Source organism: Sphingobacterium paucimobilis HER1398 (assembly GCF_000416985.1).
GTDB classification, from domain to species: domain Bacteria; phylum Bacteroidota; class Bacteroidia; order Sphingobacteriales; family Sphingobacteriaceae; genus Sphingobacterium; species Sphingobacterium paucimobilis.
The window spans coordinates 130,335-142,522 of sequence record NZ_ATDL01000021.1 but is presented as its reverse complement, the minus strand read 5'-3'; the positions used below and the strand labels follow the sequence as shown (position 1 = coordinate 142,522).

At 42.0% G+C, this 12,188-nt stretch carries 10 protein-coding genes; 7 read left to right on the top strand and 3 right to left on the bottom strand.

What is annotated here, in order from left to right; translation table 11 throughout:
• The first annotated feature begins 47 nt into the window (after nucleotides 1–47).
• Nucleotides 48–1,328: a DUF4270 family protein gene (locus tag M472_RS41235; protein WP_021069395.1), complete on the top strand. Its 1,281-nt coding sequence runs from the start codon at nucleotides 48–50 to the stop codon at nucleotides 1,326–1,328.
• A 4-nt stretch (nucleotides 1,329–1,332) separates the two neighbouring features.
• Nucleotides 1,333–2,322, top strand: coding sequence for a Kelch repeat-containing protein (locus M472_RS41230; RefSeq protein ID WP_021069394.1), 990 nt, complete (start codon nucleotides 1,333–1,335; stop codon nucleotides 2,320–2,322).
• Between the two features lie 304 nt (nucleotides 2,323–2,626).
• Here M472_RS41230 and M472_RS41225 read toward each other — a convergent pair whose 3' ends face one another.
• Nucleotides 2,627–3,616 carry an aspartate-semialdehyde dehydrogenase gene (locus tag M472_RS41225; protein ID WP_021069393.1) on the bottom strand — a complete coding sequence of 330 codons (990 nt, stop codon included), beginning with the start codon at nucleotides 3,614–3,616 and terminating at the stop codon, nucleotides 2,627–2,629.
• Between the two features lie 296 nt (nucleotides 3,617–3,912).
• Between M472_RS41225 and M472_RS44735 the strand changes: the two genes are divergently transcribed.
• The 5 genes from M472_RS44735 (at nucleotide 3,913) to M472_RS41205 (ending at nucleotide 9,680) form a co-directional block, all read left to right on the top strand.
• Nucleotides 3,913–5,568: a lamin tail domain-containing protein gene (locus tag M472_RS44735; protein WP_081643106.1), complete on the top strand. Its 1,656-nt coding sequence runs from the start codon at nucleotides 3,913–3,915 to the stop codon at nucleotides 5,566–5,568.
• Nucleotides 5,569–5,726: 158 nt separating this feature from the next.
• On the top strand, nucleotides 5,727–6,677 hold the full coding sequence (locus M472_RS41220; RefSeq protein ID WP_021069391.1) for an NAD-dependent epimerase/dehydratase family protein: 951 nt from the start codon (nucleotides 5,727–5,729) through the stop codon (nucleotides 6,675–6,677).
• A 2-nt stretch (nucleotides 6,678–6,679) separates the two neighbouring features.
• Nucleotides 6,680–7,405: a YebC/PmpR family DNA-binding transcriptional regulator gene (locus M472_RS41215; protein WP_021069390.1), complete on the top strand. Its 726-nt coding sequence runs from the start codon at nucleotides 6,680–6,682 to the stop codon at nucleotides 7,403–7,405.
• A 40-nt stretch (nucleotides 7,406–7,445) separates the two neighbouring features.
• Nucleotides 7,446–8,900, top strand: coding sequence for a hypothetical protein (locus tag M472_RS41210; protein ID WP_021069389.1), 1,455 nt, complete (start codon nucleotides 7,446–7,448; stop codon nucleotides 8,898–8,900).
• Between the two features lie 36 nt (nucleotides 8,901–8,936).
• Entirely contained in the window at nucleotides 8,937–9,680 is a 744-nt protein-coding gene (locus M472_RS41205; RefSeq protein WP_021069388.1) for a DeoR/GlpR family DNA-binding transcription regulator, read from the top strand.
• Nucleotides 9,681–9,736: 56 nt separating this feature from the next.
• On the opposite strand, the gene M472_RS41200 is transcribed toward M472_RS41205, so the two are convergent.
• Nucleotides 9,737–10,831 carry a CapA family protein gene (locus M472_RS41200; protein ID WP_021069387.1) on the bottom strand — a complete coding sequence of 365 codons (1,095 nt, stop codon included), beginning with the start codon at nucleotides 10,829–10,831 and terminating at the stop codon, nucleotides 9,737–9,739.
• Nucleotides 10,821–12,185, bottom strand: a complete 1,365-nt coding sequence (locus M472_RS41195) for an asparagine synthetase B family protein (protein ID WP_021069386.1) — start codon at nucleotides 12,183–12,185, stop codon at nucleotides 10,821–10,823. The genes M472_RS41200 and M472_RS41195 overlap by 11 nt, the downstream gene beginning before the upstream one ends.
• Nucleotides 12,186–12,188 lie beyond the last annotated feature (3 nt).

Below are 12,188 nucleotides of genomic sequence, written 5' to 3'. Positions count from 1 at the left end.
TATCCTTACTTGCTACAACAGTTTCCTTTTATAGCTGTGATAAAGATATGAGTGTTTCTTTGGATAATTCCAATGATAATTTAGGGGTCGTTGTTATTGATTCAATGACCATCAACACCTCTACGTATCAACTTCTGAATTTACCGTCCACTGGTACGGGTTCTTTTTTAGTTGGTAAGTCTACGCAAGCGGAAAGCGGATCGATCACTTCTTCGTCTTACTTCCGCGTACAGTTGCAAACATTAATCAATGATATCCCTGCCAATGCAGCATTTGACTCGATCAATCTGGTCGTACGCCCCAGCAGCAATAAATATTTTTATGGCGACACCACTAAAACGCAAACCATATCGGTTCACCGCGTGACCGAGGAGATTGTTCTTAAAGATATCACAAATAGCATAGAGCCATACAATACGCCAATATATGTAACTGGCCCTACGATTTTCAACGACAAGAAGTTTACGTTTGACAGCACTCCACTTGGTGTACATTCATTTGTTCCTAGAGTCAACTCTCTAGATAGTATCAGTATCAAACTTGATCATGCTTTTGGGCAAGAAATCTATGATATGGTTAAAGCAAATGACTACAATGTTACGACCAACGAGTCTTTTCAACAATACTTAAAAGGCTTGGTACTGACTCCAGGGAACCAAAACACCGCCATATTAGGGTTGAACGACACTGTACAAGTCAATGTTAACTACTCCTATATGGGATCGGATGGTTTCATGAAGAAAGGCGCAAAAGTAATAACATCCAGTCATAAAGCCTTTCAGTACAACAATATTGAGTACGATCGTACAGGTACCGCATATGCGAGTATTGATGCTGTCAACAGAGAGCTCAAAAGTGCTGCAACTAACGGAGAAGTATTATTGCAAGCTGGCTCGGGACTTGTAGCAAAAATCAACATTCCATCGTTAAATGATTTTATGCATGAAGAAAATTTAGCGATAAATAAAGTGGAGCTGATCGTAGAGACAAAGGGACATAATTATGGTTATTACCCTGTCCCTAATGCGTTGATGTTACTTATTGCAAACAGCAATGGAGTTCCAATCTCTTATGTGCGTGCACCGTTCGCTACTACGATTCAACAGGCAACTTTTATTCCAGGGAACGACTCCGGAACAAATGGCCGTTATATCTTTAATCTGATCGATTATACCAAAAACATCAATCAATCCGATTATCGTGGCACTTCATTATTGTTGTCAGTTGCATCGCCAGCCTTGTTTGGAACTGTAAATAATACTATTATTGCGACAGAAAATGGCAAACCGAAAATTAAATTAAACATTGTATATACTAAATTCAAATAATCGTATGAATAAGAAAAATTGGCTTTTGGTAGTTGTAGCCTGTGTTTTTTCGTTAACTGCTTTCAACTCTTGTAAAAAAAGCAAAGATAATGACACCGAGGATACTGGCCCGACGGAGTGGGTAAAAGCTTCAGCTTTTGACGGAGATCCAAGATCTGCTGCTGCATCTTTCCAGATCGGCGAAGTGGGATATTTGGCAACAGGTATCTTATCAACAAACGAAAGAACTAAAGATGCATGGTCTTTTAAAAACAATTTATGGGAAGAAGTTGCAGAGTTTGAAGGCGAAGCACGTAATGGCGCTGTAGGCTTTTCAATCGATGGCAAAGGATATGTGGGTACAGGATTCAACGGTACAGACGTGTTGAAGGACTTCTACATGTATGACCCAGCTGCTAATAAATGGACACCAATCGCTGATTTCCCTGGAGAAGCTCGTTACGGTGCAGTTGCGTTTACATTAAATGGATTTGGTTACGTAGGTACAGGAGCGACTAAAACACAGAAAACATTAAAGGATTTTTGGAAATACGATCCTAAAACAGACACTTGGACGAATGTGACGTCTCCTTTGAAAAACAAACGCGTAAACGCATTTGCTTTTGTTGTAGACGGTAAAGCTTATATCGGTGGTGGTATGGACAACAACCAGTTCCCAGAAGACTTCTATTCTTTTGACGGAAGTAACTGGAATGAAGGTGTTGCTCCTTTGAAAGATGCATCTAATACATACGACCTGACTCGTCAATCAGCATCTACATTTGTAATCGGTAAGTTCGGTTATGTAGTAGGTGGTAAAAAAGGCTCTGTATTAGGTAACGTATGGAAATACGATGTAGCTGCTAACAAATGGGAAAGCAAACACCAAGCATTGCCTCAGAACGCAAGAGAAGGTGCCGTTTCATTTTCTATCGGTGGTAAAGGCTACCTGACAACAGGTATGAACAGTGCTACAAAATTTGACGATACTTGGGTATTCACGCAAGTCAGATAGTTAACATTACAATATTCTTTAAAAGGCGGATACTGCATGCAGTATCCGCCTTTTTTATGAAGATACGGTTTTGCGAATACATAACTGCATCTACATATAGTATCCCTAAGCTTTGTATTAGGGAGCTATGATGACCTGAAGCATATTGTACAGGTAGTTTCCTAATCGGCCTCATTTCAGAGTAAAGATTAAAACCAGAAGGCTTTCGAAACGAATAAGCACTCTATATTCGCCAATTAACTGCAATAAAAAACGTCCTCCTGGGAGGACGTTTTTTGGTATATATATGATTACGGTTAGTTCGTTATATTAATCCTTTTTTATTCAACAGTTCAGCAACTTGTACAGCATTGGTAGCTGCCCCTTTTCTCAAGTTGTCCGCAACAATCCAAAGGTTTACGGTATTCGCTTGCGATTCATCTCTACGTATACGTCCTACAAAGACCTCATCTTTACCGTGTGCATCTTTAGGCATTGGATAGGCCAGGTTGCTCGGATCATCCACTACGATTACGCCTTCCTGAGCGGCTAACGCTTGACGCAGTTCCTGTACATCGAAATCATTTTCGAACTCTATATTGACAGACTCGGAATGTCCACCCATCACCGGAATACGTACAGTGGTAGCGGTAACCTTAATAGCATCATCCTGCATGATTTTATTGGTTTCCTGAATCATCTTCATTTCCTCTTTGGTATATCCGTTTTCCTGGAATACATCAATATGAGGGATCACATTCAAATCAATCTGATAAGGATAAGCTTTCTCTCCTTCTACCCCAGCCCGTTCATCTTTCAATTGTTGTACCGCTTTAACACCAGTACCTGTTACCGACTGATAGGTAGACACGACTACACGTTTAATCTTATATTTTTCATGCAGAGGCTTTAACACCACTACCATCTGAATAGTCGAACAGTTTGGATTCGCAATAATTTTATCTTGAGACGTCAACACATCTCCATTGACTTCAGGTACGATAAGTTTTTTTGATGGATCCATCCGCCAAGCCGAAGAGTTGTCAACTACGGTAATTCCGGCAGATGCGAACAAAGGCGCATATTCAGTTGACACGCTTCCTCCTGCCGAGAACAACGCTACATCTGGCTGCATTGCAATAGCTTCATCTGGTGTCACCGTCTTAAACTTCTTACCCTTGAATTCGATTTCCTTCCCCTTACTTCTTTCGGAGGCTACAGGAATCAATTCTGTCACGGGGAAGTTTCTTTCCGCTAATACCGTCAAAATTTCGGACCCAACAAGACCTGTTGCGCCAACTACTGCTACTTTCATTGTATATAATTTTACTGTTTAGTATGTATCGTGAATTCTTGTTTTTAGTTTCACGATGCCAAACATAACAAATAAACAGGAGTATTTTATACAAAAATTACATTTTTATCATTTTATAGCGCTAAATATTGACACAAAACCAATATTTAACCTGTTTAAATTACTAAATTATCAATACAAACAGCTACCGAACCGAATATTTGCTATACATATACGGCCTTTAGGCAAAATATATTCTTTATATTGCATAAGATAGCGAAGTTATACCTTCGTAAGGAGAACCAATTATAAACGGGATGAAAATCAAGTTTTATGCACTGTGCATGTGGCTAATAGTAACAACAAATACGTATAGCCAAGATGTCATGATCAACGAAATAATGGCTAACCCTAAAAATGGTGAGCTTCCTGCCGTGGAATATATCGAACTCATGAACAACTCTACATCGGTTCAAGATCTCGGAAAACTAAGTTTAAATATCAACAAGAAAAACCTACAGATTCCGACCTACCTACTCGCCCCACAGCAGTTTGTCATTCTATGTGCACAGGATGGAGAGGAGCAATTGGCTATCTATGGCAATGTCATTCCATTGGTAAACTGGCCTCAGTTAAACAATTCAGGAGCTACGATACAATTGTATCGGGGCAATACGCTGCTGGACGAAGTTGTCTACAAAGACAGTTGGCACCAAAACAGTTCAAAAAAAAGCGGCGGTTGGAGTCTGGAACGAATAAACCCGAACTGGACATGCAATATGAAATCCAATTGGTCCTCTTCTATCGCGCGTAAAGGAGGAACACCCGGGAGTCCAAACTCCATAACGGATAAGACCTACTTGCCGAAAGTAGCAATTGCTCAAATGGAAATACTAGAAAAAGCAATCCGTATGCGCTTTAACATAGAACGGCAGTTTCTTCCTGAATTTCAAAAAGAAGATTTTAGCATCGACCACGGGGTAAATACTCCGGTATCCATATCTTGGATGGAAGATTCGGATTTCCTTCTGCTGAATTTCGATCAAACGATCAACCCGCAAGAGATTTACACATTGACCGTCAACGAAATCGAACTGTGCGGACAGCTCCTTCAGGTTCCCGAATATTTGTTATTCGATCAGCCGCAGGTACGTTATAATGATATTGTAATCAATGAAATTCTCTTTAACCCGCAAAAGGAAGGCAGCGACTTTATTGAAATCTATAACCGGACGGACCTACCGATCAACCTCCAGGGATGGCTTCTGGGCAATCGTACGATATCGGACGAACTACTCTTGCTGGAGTCTCAGGATTTTTTGGTATTGACGGCCGAGAAGGAAAAAATCATTCGTACACACGCTAACGCAGTTGTTGATCGGGTCTATGAGATGACGAGTCTCCCTGCCTACCCCAACCAACAGGGAGTCGTCACTTTATATTCGCCTGGGGGTCTGGTGGACTCGGTATACTATCATGCCGCGATGCACTCCTCCTGGATCAAAAATCCCAAGGGAATATCTTTGGAGCGTCAATCGTATGAAGAAGACAGCAATCTTCCGGAAAACTTTAAATCCGCAGCCACAATAGCAGGTGGATCGACACCGGGATTTCGAAATTCAACACATACGGACAATCCAAATAAAAAAATTGATCTGTTTTTAACTTCAAAAACTGTTTCTCCAGATGATGATGGCTTCGAAGATGAGCTGGAAATAAACTATAGATTGAACGGAGCGGACTACATGCTCAACCTTAATATTTACGCTGAAAAAGGAACCCTAGTCAACCGATTGATTCAACAACAGAGTGTAGGTTTTGATGGAAAAATCAAATGGGATTGTAGGGATGAAAACACACAAAAAGCAGCTCCCGGTCACTATATCTATTGGGCGGAAATATACCGAGAAAACGGCTTTCGTGAGATCTTTAAGGGAGCTTTTGTTATTGTTCATAAATCACATCAATATTAAAAAAACGCTATAAAACACCTATCTTTGCAAGGCAAGAACAGAGCGGTTGTATTTGGAATAAAAAAAAGGAAAACAGCACAAATCTCTTAATTGCTTTAAACAGAAAACCGAGTACCATAGATCCTACTAAAAGCTATGCCCTCGTAAATATTTATTTGATGAAAGAAACTATTATAATCTTAGGCTCCAACGGTCAGATCGGCACAGAATTAGCCGAAGCCTTAAGAACTAAATTTGGTGCAGAGAACATTATCACAACTGATATTAGAGAGCCTCAGACGCCATCTCCTATTCAAAATTTCGAGACGATCAATGTTCTTGATAAAGCAGCCTTGAAATCACTTTTTGAGAAACATAAGCCTACACAGGTTTATTTATTAGCGGCTATGCTATCCGCGACAGGCGAACAATATCCGCAAAAAGCTTGGGACTTGAATATGAACGGTCTGTTGAATGTGTTGGATCTAGCTGTCGAACTGGGCAATATCAAGAAAATCTTTTGGCCGAGCTCCATTGCTGTCTTCGGTCCACACTCTCCAAAGGTGAACACCCCTCAGTATTGTGTCATGGATCCCAACAGTATCTACGGTATCAGTAAATTAGCTGGCGAGCGCCTTTGTGAATATTATCATGAGAAGTACGGTCTGGATATCCGCAGCATCCGCTATCCGGGTATTATATCCTGGAAAACAGCTCCAGGCGGCGGTACTACAGATTACGCTGTGCACATCTTTTTTGAAGCATTGGCAAAAGGCAGCTATGAAAGTTTTCTCTCTGCACAGACAGCACTTCCGATGATGTATATGGACGATGCCGTACGCGCCACCATAAAGCTTATGGACGCTCCTGCAGAGAGTCTGAGTATCCGCTCAAGTTATAATCTTGCAGGTGTTTCTTTCACTCCAGAGATGATTGCCGAAGAAATTAAAAAAATTCTTCCTAATTTTGGGATGTCCTACAGCTCGGGAGATCCTCGCCAAGCTATTGCCGACTCTTGGCCGCAAAGTATTGACGATGAATATGCCCGTAAGGATTGGAACTGGGACATAGCTTATGACCTGGAAGCCATGACTAAGGACATGATCAAAAATCTTAAAACAAACAATTAAAAATGGGTAGAGCTTTTGAATTTAGAAAAGAAAGAAAATTTAAGCGTTGGGCCAAAATGGCCGTTCAATTTACACGCTTAGGGAAAGAAATCGCAATTTCTGTAAAAGAAGGAGGCCCTCACCCTGAAAACAACGCACGTTTACGTACTGCCATCCAAAATGCAAAGGCTGTAAATATGCCTAAAGACCGCGTAGAAGCAGCTATAAAACGTGCTTCTGAGAAGGATTCGAAAGGTTATGAAGAATATGTATATGAGGGGTATGGCCCTCACGGTGTTCCTGTATTGATCGAAACCGCTACAGACAACACCAATAGAACGGTTGCAAACATTCGGAGTTATTTCACTAAATCGGGTGGTTCATTGGGTAAAACGGGATCCTTAGATTTTATATTTCAACGTAAATCTATCTTTCGCTTTCTGGCTACTGATGAGATGAATGAGGAAGAGTTGGAACTTGAACTTATCGATGGTGGACTGGAAGAACTCTATGTAGAGTCTGACGAAGAAGGTAATGATGTTTTTGTCGTTCAGACTTCTTTCGAAGATTTTGGTAATATGCAACGCCTCTTAGAGGAGAAAGGCATCGAGACAACATCAGCCAAGCTGGAGCGTATCTCCCTGTCACATACCGCACTCAGCGAAGAACAAGCAGCCGATGTGTTAAAACTTATCGACAAGATCGAAGAAGACGATGATGTGCAAGCCGTGTATCACAACATGGAATAAGCAGAGGCAATAAAATTGTATTATATGAACCTTCATACGTATGAAGGTTTTTAATTACCTAGCCAATGCTACTTCAATTATTGAACTGCTGACAGCGATCAGGTTATGGTATTTTTTCGAGGATACATTGTGCGAATGCAAAGCATTTTATTTAAGTTTGAATATGCTCAGTTTTGAAGAATTTTTTATAAAAAAGAAAATAGATCTTTTTGCATTGAAATCTGCAAACGAAGAGCTGTATAATGAATTTAGGGTTCATTATAATTCCATGGGTGAAAAGAGTTTTGACCACACCAAAAAATTTTGGTTCAACAAACTCAGAAAAAGTTACTTACTCACGGACACTGTAGCTGCTCCTACTGCTGTACGCGAAGAGAGCACCGCTAAAACAGCGGAACCGACAACCAAGGTGAGTACTTTGGGTTTCAAACCAAAATCTATTTCTAAATCTTTCGCTAAACCAAACGAGGAACAAACACAGGAAAGCCAATCGATTTCTGCTCCTGCTGGATTCAAGCCGAGGTTCAAGACTGGAGTTACCAAAACAGCACCAACAGAGGCTGCGCCGACCGAACGAAAAGCACAGGAGGAAACTCCGGAGAACACAGAAGGTACAGCAGTACCGAGCAACAAACCGGCAGGATTCAAGCCCAGGTTTAAGGCTGGAGTTACCAAAACAGCACCAACAGAGGCTGCGCCGATCGAACAAAAAGCACAGGAGGAAACTCCGGAGAACACAGAAGGTACAGCAGTACCGAGCAACAAACCGGCAGGATTCAAGCCCAGGTTTAAGGCTGGAGTTACCAAAACAGCACCAACAGAGGCTGCGCCGATCGAACAAAAAGCACAGGAGGAAACTCCGGAGAACACAGAAGGTACAGCAGTACCGAGCAACAAACCGGCAGGATTCAAGCCCAGGTTCAAGGCAGGAGTTACCAAAACAGCTCCAACAGAGCCTGCGGCAACTGATCAAAAAGCACAGGAGGAAACTCCCAAGAACGCAGAAAGTACAGCAGCACCGAGTAACAAACCAGCAGGATTCAAGCCCAGGTTCAAATCTGGAGTTACCAAAACGGCACCAACGGAGGCTGCGGCAACTGATCAAAAAACACAGGAGGAAACTCCCGAGAACGCAGAAAGTACAGCAGCACCGAGCAACAAACCGGCAGGATTCAAGCCCAGGTTCAAGGCTGGAGTTACCAAAACAGCTCCAACGGAGGCTGCGGCAACTGATCAAAAAGCACAGGAGGAAACTCCCGAGAACGCAGAAAGTACAGCAGCACCGAGCAACAAACCGGCAGGATTCAAACCCAGGTTCAAGGCTGGAGTTACCAAAACAGCTCCAACGGAGGCTGCGGTAACTGATCAAAAAGCACAGGAGGAAACTCCTGAGGGCGTCAAAACTACGCCTGAGCCGAGCAACAAACCGACAGGATTCAAGCCCAGGTTTAAGGCTGGAGTTACTAAAAACATCCCTCCTACTGACAACGCATAGCAATAAACAAGCAACCTCATATAATTCGCTAAAATTATGTTAAAAGAAGAAAGACAGGCTTATATTGTTCATCAAATAAACCTTCACAACAAAGTATTATCATCAGACCTGAGCATACAATTAAATGTATCTGAGGATACTATACGCCGCGACCTGAATGAACTTGCAGAAAATGGCCAAGTTATCAAAGTGTATGGCGGTGCCTTATCAAAATCTTTCCAATTCCCATTTCAAGAGGGAAACGTATATGCCAAAGAAGGGAAAAAAGAAATAGCCAGTAAGGCCCTTTCTTTGATCGCAAACGGAATGAGTGTATTAATTGGAGGTGGGACAACCATGATCGAATTGGCCCGCCTTGTGCCTAATGACCTACAGTGTACTTTTTTTACTATAAGCCCGTTAGTCGCTCTCGAATTAGCAGAGAAAGACAATATTGATGTATTCTTACTGGGTGGAAAATTATCCCGTAACACGAATATCGTAACGGGTTCACAAGTAGTCAATGAGCTGGCTGATATCCGTGTAGACCTTTGCTTATTGGGGACAAATAGTCTCTCTATTGAGGAGGGAATTACAGATTCGGATTGGGAAGTTGTACAAATCAAGAGAGCGATGATCAAATGCTCCAAGAGTCTCGCTATCTTAAGCATAGCAGAGAAACTTAATTCCAATCAAAAAATGCGGGTAGTTCCGCTTAAGGAAGTAACCTACCTTATTACTGATCTTGCGCCAAATGACAGATCGCTAAAAGATTTTGCAAGTAGTATTAAAGTTATTTAAGAACTATACTTCACTATAAAAAAGGCATCAATTGATAGAAAATTGATGCCTTTTTACTATTTCTTCAGTAGATTGCCAGCACGCTGTACCAACCAAATATTACTCTCAATAAAAAGATTGTGCCATAGCATATTATAGTCTACCTGTCTATTAAAGAGGACCCTTTTAATATGTTTGAGTATACCCTTTAGCGAATAGTCGACCAGTCCATTCGTTACTTTCGCATAATAAGCTTTATGATAGCGATTCCATAACACGACCGCCTGCTGATCGACATAGTCTTGGTACCCCTCTCCCAACAATCTTTCATTCAATGTCTTCATCTTCTTGCTCGATTGTTCGATTGTACAATAGCCAATATGTTCTCCCTTCTTTTCGACAATATCGAAATGAACGGTCTGTATTTTTTTATCTGCCACATCCACCGTCAATATAGCGCCCTTATTCCATTCGGGATGATTATTAGGATAGTCAAAATAGAAATTGCCCAAGCTGTAACAGATTGCTTTATCCTTATAGTATTCGACCCCCTGTACCACATGTGGGTGATGGGCGACCAGTAAATCAGCTCCGCTATCTATAATTTGTCGGAATCGGTCTCTCCACTCGGGAATCGGCACATCCAGCAGCTCTACACCGGCGTGGACCTGTACGATTAGGATATCTACCTGCTCTTTGTAGGCTTGGATATCCCGATCCAATCCGGGCCTATTGACCCATGCGTGTCCGACCGATCGGTCTCCATTCAGTGCACCATATCCATTTTCTCCATAGGCTAAAAACCCATATCGAACGCCGTCAATTGTTCTTACCAGTAGGGCATACGCTTCTTCCTCTGGTCCCGCACCTATGACTGTATCCTTTGGAAAGGCATTTTTTGTTGCCAATAATGCTTCAGGGCCGAAGTCTGCGATATGATTGTTCGCTAGGGAAAATAAGTTGAATCCTAATCCAAGCAGCCAATCTGCGGCATCGGGATGCTGATCGACAAGGGGTCCGGTCTTGATACTGGCCTGGCCATCCCCCCTTAGCGGGGCTTCCACATTACAAGAGACAACCGAAGCATCCTGTAATGCCGCTTGAACATCAGGCGAAAACTGTGGCTTTGTATTCATGACCACATCACCAACGAAGATGAGCTTATGTACCATAGTTCCGCTGCTTTAAAAGTTTTTCAATAGGCTTTAACGTTGTATAGGCAAAATAGGCTTGTATCAGTTCGTTTTTAAAGCCCATCATCTTCATGACTCCTTTTACCTTAGGCGTATGCATCAACGTTTGATAAATCCGCTGGAAACTGCCTATTCGCTGCAACTTAGCGTTAATCCATTGGAGATAATTGATGTGAATGACCTCCTTTAGCACGTTAATATCCAGTAGCTCCAGCTTATGCTGGGTAAGTGCATAATAGTTTAAGGAATTCTGATAGGTATAGGCATGTTTCTCTTCTTCAAAAAGAACATTATTCTTTCTGAAGTAATCACGCTGCCATATCCGACTGGCTTTACGGTCTTCAGGAAGGTTAAGCATAGCTAATGCAATGTCTTCTTCTATGAAAGGAGAATAACCCGGATATCCGAAGTGCTGTGGTATGCTGATCAGCGACTTCAACAGCATCATTTTGGTTCGCATCGCCGTAATGATCCTATATTTTGGTTCGCGCAAGAGATCTTTCTGTTTATCATGCACAGATTCGATCAAATTACGATAATCCACCCCGGTCGCTCTTTGGGAATCGGCCGTCATTTGATGGGTATGCCCCAATATCCTATAATCTGCCGGGGATGTAATGGGCCTGACTGCTACGGCTCCCGCCCAGGCATCACCTATAATACCGCTCAACATATGGAGTGGTCTCCCTTTTTCTAGGCTTTGAATCTTATCAAAGAACTCCATATGATAGGTTCCTACTGCTCCGACCGAACAGCCAAATAGATCGAACCAATCATTTTGATAACCATTAAATGATCCCAGATCGACACGTTGCCAATGTATCCCTAGGCGGGTCGCAAGTTCTTTTGCATACACGACTTCTCTTGATCGGCCTTGATTATTTGAGGTACCATAGGTATAGGCATGAATTCTACTTTTGTCGGCAATCAACAGGTTGAGTAAGCGAGAATCAAAGCCCCCACTTGTGGGAATCAATATATCTTCGGTAAAGGAAGACTCCCAATGCTGCACGCGCTGACGCAACAGCTCCAGTACATCTTCTTCATGGGTCTCTTTATCCAGATAAGCCAATGTGGTATCTGTCCCCTCTTCTACCGCTAACTTGCCATCGATTTTTTTTAATACCTGATGGGGTAAAAGGTAATGGACATGTTTTACGGGCGTACGTCCAAATACACAATATCCAAAATCCAGATAGGCCGCTAATCCTTCGGGATCAATCTCTAAATTGGAGAAATCAATCACCTCATTGATGGACAAACTGTGTTTTCCAGTGCTTTCATTATAGAAAACGGTATCAAATCCAACCCAATTTCCTCTGGCTATTTCCATGTA